The sequence below is a fragment of the Streptomyces sp. 1114.5 genome, assembly GCF_003635085.1.
GTDB lineage: Bacteria > Actinomycetota > Actinomycetes > Streptomycetales > Streptomycetaceae > Kitasatospora.
Map to the genome: position 1 here is coordinate 4,352,378 of NZ_RBXE01000001.1, position 16,596 is coordinate 4,368,973.

Annotated in this window: 11 protein-coding genes; 9 read left to right on the forward strand and 2 right to left on the reverse strand. The window is 73.7% G+C overall.

Annotated elements, in window-relative coordinates:
* Positions 1–89: 89 nt before the first annotated feature.
* Positions 90–851: a maleylpyruvate isomerase family mycothiol-dependent enzyme gene (locus BX285_RS19380; RefSeq protein WP_183107111.1), complete on the reverse strand. Its 762-nt coding sequence runs from the start codon at positions 849–851 to the stop codon at positions 90–92.
* Between the two features lie 304 nt (positions 852–1,155).
* On the opposite strand from BX285_RS19380, the gene BX285_RS19385 reads away from it, so the two are divergent.
* The 3 genes from BX285_RS19385 to BX285_RS19395 all read left to right on the forward strand — a co-directional run bounded on the left by BX285_RS19385 (position 1,156) and on the right by BX285_RS19395 (position 4,713).
* The gene (locus BX285_RS19385) at positions 1,156–2,268 is read left to right on the forward strand and encodes a DUF1702 family protein (RefSeq protein ID WP_121177678.1); all 1,113 of its coding nucleotides are present in this window, start codon (positions 1,156–1,158) and stop codon (positions 2,266–2,268) included.
* A 106-nt stretch (positions 2,269–2,374) separates the two neighbouring features.
* On the forward strand, positions 2,375–3,355 hold the full coding sequence (locus BX285_RS19390; protein WP_257032908.1) for a DUF1702 family protein: 981 nt from the start codon (positions 2,375–2,377) through the stop codon (positions 3,353–3,355).
* Positions 3,356–3,447: 92 nt separating this feature from the next.
* Positions 3,448–4,713: a cytochrome P450 gene (locus BX285_RS19395; protein ID WP_373560576.1), complete on the forward strand. Its 1,266-nt coding sequence runs from the start codon at positions 3,448–3,450 to the stop codon at positions 4,711–4,713.
* A gap of 76 nt (positions 4,714–4,789) precedes the next feature.
* On the opposite strand, the gene BX285_RS19400 is transcribed toward BX285_RS19395, so the two are convergent.
* Positions 4,790–5,566: a helix-turn-helix transcriptional regulator gene (locus BX285_RS19400; protein WP_257032909.1), complete on the reverse strand. Its 777-nt coding sequence runs from the start codon at positions 5,564–5,566 to the stop codon at positions 4,790–4,792.
* A 421-nt stretch (positions 5,567–5,987) separates the two neighbouring features.
* Here BX285_RS19400 and BX285_RS19405 point away from each other — a divergent pair, with 421 nt between their 5' ends.
* From BX285_RS19405 to BX285_RS19430, 6 genes are all read left to right on the forward strand, one after another.
* Positions 5,988–6,557 carry a DUF5987 family protein gene (locus tag BX285_RS19405; protein ID WP_097239134.1) on the forward strand — a complete coding sequence of 190 codons (570 nt, stop codon included), beginning with the start codon at positions 5,988–5,990 and terminating at the stop codon, positions 6,555–6,557.
* Positions 6,554–8,209, forward strand: a complete 1,656-nt coding sequence (locus BX285_RS19410; RefSeq protein WP_097239135.1) for an FAD-dependent oxidoreductase — start codon at positions 6,554–6,556, stop codon at positions 8,207–8,209. Before BX285_RS19405 ends, BX285_RS19410 begins: the two co-directional genes overlap by 4 nt.
* A gap of 9 nt (positions 8,210–8,218) precedes the next feature.
* Complete coding sequence (locus tag BX285_RS19415; protein ID WP_097239136.1) at positions 8,219–9,292, forward strand: carboxymuconolactone decarboxylase family protein; 1,074 nt, start codon at positions 8,219–8,221, stop codon at positions 9,290–9,292.
* A gap of 334 nt (positions 9,293–9,626) precedes the next feature.
* Positions 9,627–15,536 carry a type I polyketide synthase gene (locus BX285_RS19420; RefSeq protein ID WP_121175953.1) on the forward strand — a complete coding sequence of 1,970 codons (5,910 nt, stop codon included), beginning with the start codon at positions 9,627–9,629 and terminating at the stop codon, positions 15,534–15,536.
* Complete coding sequence (locus BX285_RS19425; RefSeq protein ID WP_097239138.1) at positions 15,536–16,003, forward strand: thioesterase family protein; 468 nt, start codon at positions 15,536–15,538, stop codon at positions 16,001–16,003. Before BX285_RS19420 ends, BX285_RS19425 begins: the two co-directional genes overlap by 1 nt.
* On the forward strand, positions 16,000–16,593 hold the full coding sequence (locus tag BX285_RS19430) for a flavin reductase family protein (RefSeq protein WP_373560532.1): 594 nt from the start codon (positions 16,000–16,002) through the stop codon (positions 16,591–16,593). Before BX285_RS19425 ends, BX285_RS19430 begins: the two co-directional genes overlap by 4 nt.
* Positions 16,594–16,596: the final 3 nt, after the last annotated feature.

Here is a 16,596-nt window from a genome sequence, read left to right on the forward strand (position 1 = left end):
CCGGCGCCTGACATCCGGCGCCTGACACCGCAACGGCTCCGTGGCGCTGCCCCGTTCGGGCAGCGCCACGGAGCCGTTTCCCGCGCCGGCTACCCCTCGACGGTGGCCTCGACCGGCACCGTCGGCGGGTGGAACGGCCCCCAGGTGAAGGCGGGCAGCCACGGCTCCGGGGCGGCGCTCCAGGCCAGTTCGGCGATCTGGGCGAGCGAGCGCCGGCCGGTGAGCGAGCGGAGCAGGTCGTGGCGGTGACCGCGCAGGACGGCGGCCGGCTCGCCGTCGCCGGCCGTCCAGGCGGCGCCCGGCGCCTCGATGCGCAGAGCGGGAAGTCCGTGCGTGCGCACCGCGTTGGCGAAGCCCCGGACGACCAGGTCAAGCGAGGAGGGGTAGGACGCGTGGTCCCTGACCACCGGCACCCCGAGCGCGCCGCGCAGGTCGAGCTCATGGGTGAACGCGTCCATCATCAGCATCGTGTGCCGCAACTGCGGTGCCGTGGTGACCACGTGCTCCACCCGGACGTCCAGCTGCGACCACTCGGCGAGCAGGCCGCCGAGGCCGCCACCGGGGCCGTCACCGACGCCGTCGGCGGAGTCGGCGGCGGGCTCGGCGTGCGGGACCTCCCACAGGTTGCCGGGCGCGTCGGCGGCCACCGTCCGGCAGACCTCCACCAGGTGGCCGACCACGTCCCGGACCGTCCACCCCGGACAGGCCGGAACGGGCACGCCGGCCACGTCGGGCCGGTCCTCCAGCAGGCCGGTGATGTTCTCCCGGGAGCCGCGGTAGGCGAGATGGTCGGGCGCCCGCTCCCAGAGCGACCCGGGCGCTGCCTCGACGTGCGGCCGATGCGTAGTCATCTGAGCTCTCCTTCGGTTGGACGGGTCGGACGGCCCTGCCGGGAGACGGACCGACGCCGCCGGGCCCCGGGCCGTACGGGCCGGTCCCATTCTGGTGCCGGTCCTGCGGGCGGCGGTCCGCGAGACCGCGGGCGCAGCACGTCCGAAGATGCCCGACGGGCGGAGGTTTTTGAAGACGGCCCAGGCCCGGCCCGGGCAGGCCCGGGGACAGGTCCCAGGACGGCAACCGCGGAGATGCGGGCCGTGACGGCGCCTCACGACCATGGAGGGACCGTCATCCGGGACTTGAGGCAGGGGAGTGATCGTGCCGACGACCTTCGGATCGCTGCGCAGGCTGGTACTGACACCGTCACTGGCATCGGTGACCTTCGCCGGGCGCGGATTCCCGGCGGAGCCGACGGAGACCACCGAGCGGCTGGAGGCGGTGCCCCGGGCGGTGGTCTGCGGCTTCGAGTGGGGCATCGACGCGCGGAGCCAGTGGGAGGTCGAGCGCCGGCTGGCCCTGGTCGACCCCGAACAGCGCGGATTCGCCTACGAGGGCGCCACGATGGCCTTCACCGTCCTGGACGCGATGGGCCGGGGCCGGCGCACCCGGGACCTGCTGACCGGGTCCGGGCAACCGCACATCTTCCTGGCGTACATCGGCATCGGCTTCGCCATGGCGCGGCTGCCGCGCCCGCTGTGGACCAAAGTGCTGCCGGACCTGACCGGCACGCCGTACCACCCGACGATGAGCTGGCTGGCGGTCGACGGGTACGGCTTCGACCTCGCCTACTTCCACACCCGCCGCTGGGTGGACGAGCAGCGCCGGCCGAAGCCGTACCCGTGGCAGGGCGCCCCCGAGTACTTCCAGCGGGCGGTCGACCAGGGCATCGGCCGGGCGCTGTGGTTCATCCACGGCGGCGCGCCGCGGCAGGTCGCCGCCGCGGTGCGCCGGTTCGCCGCGGACCGGCAGGCCGACCTGTGGGGCGGCGTGGGGCTGGCCTCGACCTTCGCGGGCGGCAGCCCGTCCGAGGGCCTGGGCGTGCTCTGCGAGGAGGCCGGCCCGTACCGGGCGGAGCTCGCCCAGGGGTCGGTGTTCGCCTCCAAGGCGCGCGCCTACGCCGGTTTCGTGCCCGGGCACACCGAGGCGGCCTCGACGGCGCTGACCGGCCTGTCGGTCGAGGCGGCCGCGAAGCTGGCGGACGAGTGCGCGCCGGAAGCCGCCGGCCCGGCCGGCGCCGGCTCCGGTGGGCTGCCGCCGTACGAGCTGTGGCGGGCGAACGTGCGGGCGCACTTCCGCGACACCGGGGACCTGCTCCGGCCCGCACCGCGCCCGGTGGCCCAAGGGGCCCAGGCGGCCCCGGTGGGGAAACCGGTCCAGAACGCCGCACCGCGCCCGGCGCCACCGGTGAAGCGGCCGCGGCCGGAGAAGTGACCGCGGCCGAGAAATGACCGCGACCGGAGGAGTTCCGGGCCGGACCGGTCCGAAGACCTCCGCGGGACGGATCGGCCGTCCCGCGCAAACCCGAGAGGAGAATCGCGTGGCCAGCGGATGGCGGTCGCTCCGACGTCGTGTGCTCACCCCGAGCACGACCGAAACGCTCCTGGAAACCCGTGGTTTCCACCGGAAGAACCCCGAAGCCCAGCACCTCCTGGAGACGGTCGGCGCACGGTTCCTGGAGGGCTACGCCCACGCCGTGGAGGCCCGGTACCCGGCGGACGCGGAGATCCCGCTGGACCGGATCCCGGTCCAGTTCCGCGGCTTCGCCTACGAGGGCGCCGGCATGGGCTTCGCCATGCTGGACGGGCTGAGGCTGAACCGCCGCGGCGGCTCGGTGGCCCGCTTCCTCAACGGCGGGGGCGCCGAGCACAACTACATGGTGTACGTCGGCGTCGGCTGGGCGATGGCCCGGCTGCCGAGGTTCTGCTGGCCCGACATCGACGCGATGGACCCGCTGCTGCGCTGGCTGGTGCTCGACGGGTACGGCTTCCACCAGGCGTACTTCCGCACCGCCAAGTACGTCCACGAGCAGTACCGGGACCAGGCCTTCCCCTGGCCGGCCCATGACACCCCGTCGTACACCGGCCGCGCGATCGACCAGGGCATCGGCCGGGCGCTGTGGTTCGTCGGCGGCACCGACGTCGACCTGATCGCCACCATGATCGAGAAGTTCCCGGAGTCCCGGCGGTCCGACCTCTACGGCGGGGCCGGCCTGGCGGCCACCTACGCCGGCGGTGTGGACGAGTCGGAGCTGTGCGCCTTCCGGGACCGGGCCGGCGCGCACCGCTCGATGGTCGCGCAGGGCAGCGCGTTCGCGGCCGAGGCCAGGATCCGCTCCGGACTGCTGATCCCGCACACCGAGCTGGCCACCAGGGTCTTCTGCGGCATGCCGCCCGCCGAGGCGGCCGCCGTCACCCACGAGGTGCGGCCGACCGGGTTCGCGCCGGCCGGCGCGCTGCCCGCCTACGAGGTGTGGCGCCAGGCCATCGCCGAGCGCTTCACCGCCGTCGGGGGGTGCTAGCCGTGGCCGCGAACCGCCGGGTGCCGCCGGGCCCGCCGCGCCGGGCCGCCCCGGTGCTGCTGCGCCGGCTGGTGGGGGACCGCCTGGAACTGATGCGCTCCGCCGCGGCGGAGTACGGCGACGCGGTCCGGATCTCCATGGGCCCCAAGACGCTCTACTTCTTCAACCACCCCGACCACGCCAAGCACGTGCTGGCGGACAACGCCGCCAACTACCACAAGGGCATCGGCCTGGCCCAGGCCCGACGGGCGCTCGGCAACGGCCTGTTGACCAGCGAGGGCGAGCTCTGGCGCAAGCAGCGCCGGGAGATCCAGCCGGTCTTCCAGCACAAGCGGATCTCCCAGCAGGCGGGCGTCGTCGCCGAGGAGGCGGCCAAGCTGGTCGGGCGGCTGCGGGCGCACGAGGGCGGCGGACCGGTCGACGTGGTCGGCGAGATGACGGCGCTCACCCTCGGCGTGCTCGGCCGCACGCTGCTCGACGTCGACCTCAGCGCCTTCGAGGCCGTCGGGCACGACTTCGAGGCCGTCCAGGACCAGGCGATGTTCGACATGGTCACCATGGGCATGGTGCCCGGCTGGGTGCCGCTCGCCAAGCAGCTCCGGTTCCGGCAGGCCCGGCAGTCCCTGCAGGGCGTGGTCGACCGGCTGGTGGCGGAGCGGATCTCCCGCGACGGCGAGCGGATCGAGGGCGACGACGCGCTGTCCCGGCTGATCGTCGCCACCCGGCAGGAGCCCGACCAGCGGGTCGGCCGGCAGCGGATGCGCGACGAACTGGTCACGCTGCTGCTGGCCGGCCACGAGACCACGGCGAGCACCCTCGGCTGGACCTTCTACCTGGCCGACCGTCACCCCGAGGTGGCGGAGCGGCTGCACGCCGAGGCGGTCGAGGTGCTGGGCGACCGGATGCCCGAGTTCGAGGACCTGCACCGGCTGCGCTACACGGCGCGGGTGGTGGAAGAGGTCATCCGGCTCTACCCGCCGGTGTGGATCCTGCCGCGGCAGGCCCAGGCCGAGGACGAGGTGGGCGGGTACCACGTGCCGGCCGGCGCCGACGTCCTGATCTGCCCGTACACCCTGCACCGGCACCCCCGGTTCTGGGACGCCCCCGAGCAGTTCGACCCGGAGCGCTTCGATCCGGACCGGGCCACGGACCGGCCGCGCTACGCCTACATCCCGTTCGGGGCGGGGCCGCGCTTCTGCGTCGGCAACCACCTCGGGCTGCTGGAGGCCACGTTCACCATCGCCATGGTCGCCCGGGACCTCCGGCTGGCCAAGGTGCCCGGGTACCGGGTGGTGGCCGAGCCGATGCTGTCGCTGCGGGTGCGCGGTGGCCTGCCGATGACCGTGCACTCCCGCTGACGGCCGGTCCGAAGGACCCTCCCCACGAGCAGAGCCCCCGCGGTGGACGTCGCGGGGGCTCTGGGCCGTCGCCGGGTCACGCGCTGTCGGTGACCGCGGTCCGCTCGCTGAGCGCGATCGTCCGCGCGTCGAGCAGGGCCAGCAGGACGGGCGGGTCGAGGACGCGGGCGGGGCGCAGCCGCAGTTCGATCGGCAGCAGCGGCACGGTCGGCCGTACCTCGATCGGTCCGACCGATCCGACCGAGACCGCGTGGTCACCCGTCAGCACCTCGTCGAAGGCGGCCGGGACGGAGTGGGCCAGCAGGTACCAGGTGCCGGCCGGCACCTGGTCGAGTAAGAAGACCCCGGGGCGGGGGAGGACGGTACAGGCGGCGGGTTTGCCCTCCGGCACCCGGGTCGGGAACAGGCCGACGAAGACCCGGCCGAGGGCGCCGCCGGCCGGGGGCCGGATCTCGCCCCGGAAGGTGGAGAGTTCGGTGCTGCGGACCAGGCCGCGGAGGTCCACTTCGATCCGGGTGGTGTAACCCCCGAGCTGACGGAAGACGGTGGGAGGGATGCCGACGCTGCTGGCGAAGCGCGAGCTGAAAGTCCCGACGCTGTTGTATCCGACCCGGTGGCTGATCTCGGTCACCGTGAACGAGGTTTCGACCAGGAGGCGTTTGGCGGTTTCCAGGCGGATGGCGGAGAGAAACCGCCGCGGGGACACCCCGGTCATCCGCTGGAATTCCCGGGAGAAGTGGAATTTGCTGTACATGGCGGCCTGCGCCATATCGTCGATCGTCAACAGTTCGCCGATGTTGTCGTGCATGGTCTCGATGGCCCGGGTCACGGCTTGCTCGATGGCAGTTGTCATGACTGACTCCAGCTTCTCTGTTGCACCTGCGGATGAACAGAAATTCCACCTTGCGATGATCGGAAACGATCGGAAACGAAGGTCGCGGCCGTACGTCCAGGCCGGTGGTCAGAAGTGCCAGGGCGAGCGAAGGGAGGTACCCACCCTTCGGAAAGGCGAAGCTGAAATGTGTCGCCGCCATAGCAAGTGACGACCGTAGCAGCAGGAGCATGTCACCCGCAATGGTCTGGTGGCACGTGCCGTTGGCATGCCCGGTGAAGAGATACCCGGGGATTCGCGTTTGAACGGCCCTCCAAGGCGCTCAGCAACACAGGAGATGCAGAGGAGGGCGCATTACGCGGACGATGCCAAAGTCGTGCATGCGAATCGTGGTCGGCCGATCTGCCGGACCCGATTTTCGACGAGTAGCTAGGAGACGCCGATGGGCTCACCTACCCCCGATGGAAACGAATACCGGACCATGACGCTGGAAGCGTTCGCGGACACGATCGTTCCGGGTGAGAAACGCTCCCCCGACGACCGGGCCGTGGCCGGCGCCTCGACCGGAGGCGGCGCCGTGCAGGCAGGCGCCATCGAGCTGCTGGAGACACCCGCGACCGGCCTGTCGAACGCCCTGGACGACTACCAGCAGGCGCTGAACGCCCACGCCGGCGCGTACGCCGCCGAGCACGGCCTGCGCCTCGACGACTCGGTGCCGCCGTTCGTCGCCCTGCCGTTCGCGGACCGCACCAGCCTGGTGCAGTCCCTGACCGGGACCGGCCACCAGGAGCGCGAACTCTGGGTGCTGCTGGCGCTGTTCGCCAACATGGCCTTCGACACCGCCGCGCACCTGCACACCACGGACGCGCTCGCGGCAGGCCACCCGGGCCTGACCATGATGGGGTTCATGCAGCCGGGCGACGACGGCCTGTGGCGGTTCCCCGAGTACTCGTACGGCAAGCAGCTGGCCGATCCCCACCCGGGCACCACCTCCTCAGGGAGCCCCGAATGACGAACACCGAGAGCACCGACGTCCTGATCGTGGGCAGTGGCTTCGGCGGCGCGATCGCGGCCTACCACCTGGCGGCCGGCGGCGCGCGGGTCACCGTGCTGGAGCGCGGCCCGTGGCTGGAGGCCAACGACTTCGAGCACGACTTCCTGCTCGGCTCCTCGTACACCCGGATCTTCGACTTCGTGGTCGGCGACGGCATGAGCCTGCTGGGCGGGAACTGCGTCGGCGGCGGCAGCGTGGTGTACTTCGCCGCCATGCCGCGCGCGCCGCGGTTCGTCTTCGACCGCCGGGGCAGCATCGGCCGGCGGATGTGGCCGGCGGCCATCGACCGGGACGTCCTCGACCCGTGGTACGACCGGGTGGTCGAGGCGCTGCCCATCACCCAGCAGGACTGGAACGACGTCACCTACGCGGGCGGCCTGTTCGCCGCCGCCTGCGAGCACGCCGGACGCACCGCCAACCCCGTCCCGGCCGCCATCGACCGGGCGAAGTGCACCAACTGCAACTGGATGATGTCCGGTTGCCGGTTCGACGCCAAGCGCTCGCTGCTGCTGAACTACCTGCCCGCGGCCCTCGCGCACGGCGCCGAGATCCGGCCGCTGCACGAGGTGCAGCACCTCTCCCGCACGGACGGCGGCGGCTACCGGGTGCACTACAACGTCATCGACGACACCGACTACCGGGTGCACGTGGGCAGCGGCACCATCGACGCGAAGATCGTCGTGCTCGCCGCCGGCGCCGGCGCCACCCCGGTGATCCTCCAGCGCTCCGAGGCGACTCTGGGCACCATGCCGCACGCCGTCGGCCGCTACTTCTCCGGCAACGGCGAGCGCCTCAACACGGCCGTGGTGAACGAGGACCGGGCCCGGGACCTGCTGGGGCTCAAGCGTGGCGACGGCCGGGCGTTCCGGGCCAACCAGATCGGCAAGGGCCCGGTCGTGGCGAGTTGGGACAACCTCGACGGCTCGCTGCCGGAGCACTCCCGGTTCTCGCTGGAACAGCTCTACTTCCCCCCGGGGTTCGGCACCATCCTGGCGCAGGTGCCCGACGCCACCGGCCCCAGCTGGTTCGGCGTGGAGAAGAAGGAACTCGTCCGGCAGTGGCAGTCCTGGCTGACCGTCTTCACCATGGTCGAGGACGACAACGAGGGCGTCTTCGGCCCGCCGCCGCCCACCGGCAACGCGGCGCGCATCTCCCAGCAGATGCTCGGGCGCGGCACGATCAGCTACCGGCCGACGGCCAACACCCTGCGCGGCTGGGCCGAGTCGGACGCCGTGGTGAAGGACATCCTGGAGCGTGACGGGCTGGCCCGCGTCATGCCCTGGACCAACGACCTGGTGGGCGCGTACACCGTGCACCCGCTGGCCTCCTGCCGGATCGGCGACGACCCGCAGACCTCGGCGCTGGACGACCGGCAGGAACTCCGCAACCACCCGGGCATCTTCGTCACCGACGGCTCCGCCGTCCCCGGGGCACTCACCGTCAACCCCGCGCTGACCATCTCCGCGCTCGCCGAACGCGCCATCCCCGGCATCGTGCGCGCCGCCCAGGAGCGCGGCGTCGACGTCCGGTACGGCGCGCCCTCGCCGGACGGCGGAACCAGCGGCCGGCGCGGGGTGCAGGCGCAACTGCCCGGCCTGATGCGCCGGTAGGGGCAGCTCATGACGACAACGCTGTTGCGGCCCGCGCTGCGCCGGGCGCTGGCGCAGATCCGCCGGGTCGCCCCGCCCCGGCCGGCCGGGGCGGGGAAGGAGGTGGCCGGCGTCTTCGCCGAGGCCGAGCGGGAGTTCGGCATGCTCCCGCCGCCGATCGCCCTGCACGCGGCCGCGCCCGAGGTGCTGGCCGCCTCCTGGGTGATGCTGCGGGAGACGCTGGTCGCCGGCGGGCGGGTCGACCGGGCGACCAAGGAGGCGGTGGCCGCCGCCGTCTCGGCCGCCAACTCCTGCCCGTACTGCGTGCAGGTGCACGGTGCGACGCTGGCCGCGCTGCTGCCCGGGGCGGCCGGGTCCGCCCCGGGCCGTCCGGGGGCCAGGGCAGGGGCCGGTGCGGAGGCCGAGGCGACCGCCGCCGGGGTGGCCGACTGGCTCCGGGGGGCCGGGGGCGCGCGCTTCCCCGCGCAGGCGGCTCCCGAACTGGTCGGGGTGGCGGTCACCTTCCACTACCTGAACCGCATGGTCAACCTGTTCCTCGCGGAGAGCCCGGTGCCGCCCGGGCTCCCGCCGGCCGCGCGCTCGGCGGCGCTGGCCGTGCTCGGCCGGCTGATGCGCAGGGCCGCGCGCGGCGCCCCGCCGGCCGGCACCTCGCTCGACCTGTTGCCGTCCGCGCCCCTGCCCGGGGACCTGCGCTGGGCGGCGGGCACCCCGAGCGTCGCGGGCGCCTTCGCACGGGCGGCCGCCGCGGTCGACGCGGCGGGGGCCCGTGCGGTGCCGGAGGGCGTCCGGGCCCTGGTGACGGCCGAACTGGCCGGGTGGAGCGGTGAGGCGCCCGGACTGGGCCGCGCCTGGGTGGAGGAGGCCGTCTCGGCCCTGCCCGAGGAACAGCGTGCGGCGGGCCGGCTGGCCCTGCTGACCGCCAAGGCCTCGTACCAGGTCGACGACCGTCTCGTCGCCGAGTTCCGGCACGGGCGGCCCGGCGACACCGCACTGATCGAGCTCACCTCCTGGGCCGCCCTGACGGCGGCTCGGGAGCTGGGCTCCCGGCTCGCCGAGCGCGTGACCACGGCCGGCCACAGCTGAGCAGGTAGTCGCCCGCACACCCGAGGCTCCCGCCACCGGCGGGAGCCTCGGCGCGTTCCCGGCCGCACGGACCGTGCCGATCGCAGCGATCGCACCGACCGTTCCGGCCGGGAACGCTTTATTCGGCATTTAATCACGGCGTTATCGAATAACGACGTTATCGAATAACAGCGTGATGAAATCACACCGTTATGTCAAAACCGCGGCCCCGGCCGAGCGCAAAGCAAACTCGGAGAAGACTTCCGGACGTGCCTCGATGCACCCTTGACCAGTGCAGGTCTGTCGAGTCGGCGAAGAGATTCGACGTCAATTCATCTCCACGGGCGGTGAATACATGAGCAGTGAGCGGATCGCTATCGTGGGAATCGGCCTCCGATACCCGGATGCCAATTCGGCGAGCGAACTGTGGGAGAACGTCCTGAGCGGCCGGAGGGCCTTCCGGAGGCTGCCGGACGAGCGGATGAACCAGGCGGACTACTGGTCCGCGGACCGTGGCGCACCCGACCGCCACTACACGACGAAGGCCGCCGTCCTGCGGGACTACGCGTTCGACCGGATCAAGTACAGCGTTGCCGGAAGCACCTACCGGGCGACCGACCTGACCCACTGGCTGGCCCTCGACGTGGCCGACGAGGCACTCGCCGACGCCGGATTCCCGGACGGTTCGGGACTGCCCCACCAGTCCACCGGCGTCGTGGTCGGAAACAGCCTCACCGGGGAATTCTCGCGGGCCAACATCATGCGGCTGCGGTGGCCCTACGTCCGCCGCACGGTGGCCGCCGCACTGGCCGGCCGGGGCTGGTCCCCGGAGGAGGCCGCGACGTTCCTGACGGAACTGGAGCCCCAGTACAAGTCCGCCTTCCCGCCCATCGACGAGGACTCGCTGGCCGGCGGCCTGGCCAACACCATCGCCGGCCGGATCTGCAACCACTTCGACCTGCGCGGCGGCGGGTACACGGTCGACGGCGCCTGCTCCTCCTCCCTGCTGTCCGTGGTCACGGCCGCGAAGGCGCTGGCCGACGGCGAGCTGGACGTGGCCCTGGCCGGCGGGGTGGACCTGTCCATCGACCCCTTCGAGGTGATCGGCTTCGCCAAGACCGGCGCGCTGGCCACCGGCGAGATGAAGGTCTACGACAAGGACTCCAACGGCTTCTGGCCCGGCGAGGGCTCCGGCATGCTGGTGCTGATGCGCGAACAGGACGCGCTGGCCCAGGGGCGGCGGATCTACGCGAGCATCAGCGGCTGGGGCGTCTCCTCGGACGGCAAGGGCGGCATCACCCGCCCCGAGGCGGGCGGCCACCGGCTCGCCCTGGCCCGCGCCTACGGGCGGGCGGGCTACGGCGTCGAGACCGTCTCGTACTTCGAGGGCCACGGCACCGGTACGGCCCTCGGCGACGCGACCGAGATCGAGGCGCTGTCCTCCGCCCGCCGCAACGCCGACCCGACGGCCGCCCCGGCCGCGCTCGGCACCATCAAGGGCAACTTCGGGCACACCAAGGCCGCGGCCGGCGTCGCCGGGCTGATCAAGGCCGCCCTCGCCGTGCACCACCAGGTGATCCCCCCGGCGACCGGCCACGTCGACCCGCACCCCGGCCTGCTCGGCGACACGGCCACCATGTACGTGCCCCGCCAGGCGGAGCTCTGGCCGGCCGACCAGCCGGTCCGGGCCGGGGTGTCGGCCATGGGCTTCGGCGGGATCAACACCCACGTCACCGTCGCCCAGGCGCCCGGCGCCACCCGCCGCGAGGCGCTGGACGAGCGCACCACCCGGCTGGTCGCCGGCCGCCAGGACGCCGAACTCCTGCTGCTGGACGCCGCGGACCCGGCCGCGCTGCGGGCCGAGCTGACCCGGCTGCTCGACCTGGTGCCCAAGCTGGCACAGGCCGAACTGGCCGACCTGGCCGGGACCTTGGCCGACCGGCTCACCGCAGGCCCGGTCCGCGCCGCCGTCGTCGCGAGCTCCCCGGAGGACGCCGCCCGCGCCCTCGAAAAGCTGCTCGCCCTGCTCGACTCCGGGGCCCGGGAGGCCTTCTCGGCCGGCGAGGGCATCTTCCTCGCCCGGGCCAGGACCGCCCCCCGGATCGTCTACCTCTTCCCGGGCCAGGGCTCCGGCCGCGGCGCCGTCGGCGCCATCCGGCGCCGCTTCGCCACCGCCGAGGACGTCTTCCGCGCCTTCCCGCTGCCCACCGGCGGCGACCAGGTCGCCACCCAGGTGGCCCAACCGCGCATCGTCACCGGCTCGCTGGCCGCCCTGCGGGTACTGGCCGGCCTCGGCATCCGGGCCGACGCCGCCGTCGGCCACAGCCTGGGCGAACTGACCGCGCTGCACTGGGCCGGCGCGATGGACGAGGAACAGGTGGTGCGCCTCGCGACGATCCGCGGCCGGGTGATGGCCAGCGCCAGCCACGGCGGCGGCGCGATGGCGGGCCTGGCGGCGACCCCGGAGCGCACCGCCGAACTGTCCGCCGGACAGGACGTGGTGATCGCCGGCTACAACGGGCCCCGGCAGACCGTGATATCCGGCCCCGCCGAGGCGGTGGACGAGGTCTGCCGCCGAGCCGCGGCCGAGGGCGTCCCGGCGACCCGCCTGAACGTCTCGCACGCCTTCCACTCTCCGCTGGTCGAGCCGGCCGCGGTCGCGATGGCGGCCGAACTGGCGGCCTTCGAGCTGAGCGAGCCGGTCCGTCCGATGGCCTCCACGGTCACCGGCCGCCTCCTCGACCCCGGTACCGACCTGCGCGAGCTGCTGCGCCAACAGGTCCTGCTCCCGGTCCGCTTCCACGAGGCCGCCGGTGCGGTCGCCGCCGACGCCGACCTGCTGGTCGAGGTCGGGCCGGGCCGGGTCCTCTCCGGCCTGCTGGCGGAGGTCGCACCCGGCGCCACCACCCTGGCGGTCGACACCGACAGCGCCTCGATCGGCGCGCTGCTCCGGATCGTCGGCGCCGCGTACGTGCTCGGCGCGCCGGTCCGCACCGCCGCGCTGTTCGAGGACCGCCTGGTCCGCCCGCTGCCGGCGGACGGGGTGATGACCTTCCTGGCCAACCCCTGCGAGGCAGCTCCGGCCATCGGCGCGGACCTGCTGCCGCCACAGGACGGACACCGCCGGGCCGACGGCCCCGGCCAGGACGAGCAGTCCGTACGGCCCGCACCCGCCTTCGCGTCCGGGCCCGCGTCCGCGGACACCGCCACCGAGGCCGCCGACACCCTGGAACTGCTGCGCCGGCTCGCCGCCGAACGGGTCGAGCTGCCGCTGGACTCCGTCACCGCGCAGACCCACCCGATGGACGACCTGCACCTGAGCTCCATCACCATCGGCCAGATCGTCAACGACGCCGCCCGGGCGCTCGGCCGCCCCGTGCTCGCCGCCACGCCCAACTACGCCACCGTGCGCCTGGGCGAGATCGCCGAACTGATCGACCAGCTGGCGGACACCGCGCAGGAGGGCGCCGCCCCAGCCGGCGAGGTCCCCGGGGTCGCCCCCTGGGTGCGGGCCTTCGCCGTCGAGCACCTGGACGCCGCGCTCCCGGCCCGGCCGCAGCCCGCGCCCGGGACCACCGACGGCGACTGGACGGTGCACAGCACCCCCGGCCACCCGCTGGCCGAACCGCTGCGCGCCGCCCTCGCCCAGGCGGGGATCGGCTCCGGCGTGCTGCTCTGCCTCCCGGCCGAGTGCGGCCCGCAGGACACCGAGCTCTTCCTGACCGCCGGGCGGGCAGCCCTGGCCGGCCCCGCCGGCACCCGGCTGGTCGTGGTCCAACACCGGCTCGGGGCGAGCGGGTTGGCCAAGACCCTGCACCTGGAGCACCCGTCGGTGCCGACCACGGTGGTCGAACTGCCCGACACCGCCCCCGAGGGAGCGGCCCGCGACGAGGCGGTGGCCCGGGTGGTCGCCGAGGCGGCCGCCACGGCCGGCTTCGCGGAGGTCCGCTACCAGCAGGACGGCCGCCGCACCGTCCCGGTGCTGCGCCCCCTGCAGCCCCGCCCGGCCCCGGCCGGCGCCTCCCCGCTCGACACCGGGGACGTCCTGCTGGTCACCGGCGGCGGCAAGGGCATCACCGCCGAGTGCGCCCTGGCGATCGCCGAGGACTCCGGCGCGAGCCTGGCCCTGATCGGCCGCGCCGACCCGGCCGACGACCGCGAACTCGCCGACAACCTCGCCCGGATGGACGCCGCCGGCCTGCGCTACCGCTACGCCCGGGCCGACGTCACCTCGCCCGAGCAGGTCGCCGCCGCGGTGCGCCTGCTGGAGGGCGAGCTCGGCCCGGTCACCGCCGTCCTGCACGGCGCCGGCCGCAACGAGCCGGCCGCCCTGGACGCCCTGACCGCCGAGGACTTCCGGCGGACCCTGGCGCCCAAGACCGCGGGCCTGGAGGCCGTGCTGGCAGCCGTCGAACCGGACCGCCTGAAGCTGCTGATCACCTTCGGCTCGATCATCGGCCGGGCCGGCCTGCGCGGCGAGGCGCACTACGCGACCGCCAACGACTGGATGACCGAACTGACCGTCCGCTTCCAGCAGCAGCACCCGAACGCCCGCGCCCTCGCCCTGGAGTGGTCGGTCTGGTCCGGCGCCGGAATGGGCGAACGGCTCGGTGTGGTCGAGGCGTTGATCCGCGAAGGCATCACGCCGATCTCCACCGAGAACGGCATCCAGGTGCTCCGCGACGTCCTCGCCGACCCCACGGCCGGGCCCGTCCTGGTGGTCAGCGGCCGTGCCGGCGGCCTGCCCACCCTCACCACCGCCCAGCGGGAACTGCCACTGACCCGGTTCGTGGAGCGCGTCGTCGCACATCACCCGGACATCGAGCTGATCACCGAGGCCGAACTGACCGAGGGCGGCGACCCGTACCTCAGCGACCACCGGCTCCAGGACGACCTGCTCTTCCCGGCCGTGATCGGCATGGAGGCGATGGCCCAGGTCGCCGCCGCGGTGAGTGGGCACCAGGGCCCGCCGCTGCTGGAGGACGTCGAGTTCCGCCGCCCCGTCGTGGTGCGTCCCGGCGGCTCGACCACCATCCGGATCGCGGCGCTGGTCCGCAGCCCCGAGACGGTGGACGTGGTGCTGCGCAGCGAGGACACCGACTTCGCCGCCGACCACTTCCGGGCCACGCTGCGCTACCCCCGGCCCGAACTGCCCGGCACCCCGGTGCCGGCCGGCTTCGGCCTGCCGCCGGTGCAGGTGGACCCGGTGACGGAGCTGTACGGCAGCGTGCTCTTCCAGGGCAAGCGGTTCCAGCGCCTGCTGGAGTACCGGCGGGCCAGTGCCCGGCACGCGCTCGCGGAGATCTCCACCACCGCCCAGACGCCGTGGTTCGCCGCCTTCCTGCCGCAGGACCAGCTGCTCGCCGACCCCGGCACCCGGGACGCGATGATGCACGCCATCCAGTGCTGCGTGCCGGACGCCACGCTGCTGCCGGAGAGCATCGAACGGCTCTGGCTGGCCGACCGGGCCGACCAGGACGCCGAGTACGTGGTGCTCGACGCCCGGGAACGCTCGCAGGACGGGGACCGCTACGTCTACGACCTCGACGTGCGCACCCCCTCCGGAACCGTGGTCGAGCGCTGGGAGGGTCTGACCCTGGTCGCCGTCCGCAAGCGCGACGGGGCCGGCCCCTGGGTGCCCGCGATGCTCGGCTCGTACCTGGAGCGCAGCCTGGAGCGGGTGCTGGGCGGCAGCCGCGCGGTGGTGGTCGAACCCGCCACCGAACCCGCCGTGGAGGCCGCGGTGGAGTCCGCCGGCGCGCTCGGTGACCGCCGGACCCGCACCCGGACGGCCGTCGCCCGGGCCCTGGGCCGCCCGGTCGAGCTGCGCCACCGCCCGGACGGCAAGCCCGAACTCGCCGGTGCGCCCGGACGCGAGGGCTGGACGGTCTCGGCCTCGCACGGCGCCGGGATGACCATGGCGGTGGTGGGCCGCGGACGGCTCGCCTGCGACCTCGAAACCGTCCTGGAGCGCAGCGCCGAGGACTGGCAGGCGCTGCTCGGCAGCGGCCAACTCCCGCTGCGGGACCTGCTGGTGACCGAGGCGGCCGACACCCCGGCGGTGGCCGGCACCAGGGTCTGGAGCGCGCTGGAGTGCTTGCGCAAGGCCGGCGCGACCAGCCAGGCGCTGACCCTGGACCGCGCCCACCCGGACGGCTGGGTCGTCCTGTCCGCCGGTGACGCGACCGTCGCCACCTGGGTGACCACCGTCAACGACCGGACGGAGCCGGTGGTCTTCGCGGCGCTCGTCGGGAAGGAGAACTGATGTCGGCCTACTACGAGATCCGCCACACCGTGGGCTTCGAGGAGACCAACCTCGTCGGCAACGTCTACTACGTGAACTACCTGCGCTGGCAGGGGCGTTGCCGGGAGATGTTCCTCAAGGAGAAGGCGCCGGGGGTGCTCGCCGAGCTGCAGGACGACCTGAAGCTGTTCACCCTCAAGGTGGAGTGCGACTTCATCGCCGAGATCACCTCCTTCGCCGAACTGTCCGTCCGGATGCGGCTGGAGGAGCTGACCCAGACCCAGATCCAGTTCCGCTTCGACTACCTGCGCATCGACGGAGGGCAGGAGAGCCTGATCGCCCGCGGCCGGCAGCGGATCGCGTGCATGCGCGGGCCGAACTCGGCGACCGTCCCGGCCCGGGTACCCGAGGAACTGCGCCTGGCCCTGGCGCCGTACGCCGACGACCCGGCGACCGTCCGGTCCCTGGCGGCGGGGAGGGCGCAGTGATCGAGAACGGCAGGGCCCTGGTCAACACCCAGCCGCCGGCCCCGACGCCGACGGCCACCGAGCACATCACCGTCCTCCCGGGCACCCTGCGCGAGACGATGGCCCGGTTCGCCACCGGCATCACCGTGCTGACCACGGGCGGCGAGTACGTCCACGGGATGACCGCCAACGCGTTCACCTCGGTGTCGCTGGAACCGCCACTGGTGCTGTGCTGCGTGGCCCGAAGCGCGACCATGCACCAGGCGATCACGGCGACCCGCTCCTTCGCGGTGTCCGTGCTCGCGGACGAACAGGAGCCGCTGGCACGGTACTTCGCGAACAAGAGCAGGCCGCGCGGCGCCGGCCAGTTCGACAGCGTCGACTGGCAGCCCGGCCCGTTCACCGGCGCCCCGCTGCTCACCGGCTCGCTCGCCTGGCTGGAGTGCAAGCTCGCCGAACAGTACGACGGCGGCGACCACTCCATCTTCCTGGGCGAGGTGCTCGCCTCGGTCTGGGCCGAGAACCGGCAGGCGCTGCTGTTCTACGGCGGCGCCTTCCACCGGGGCGTCGGCGGCGCCGGCGGGGCGAGCGCCGGCCGGGCGAGGGGGTGACCC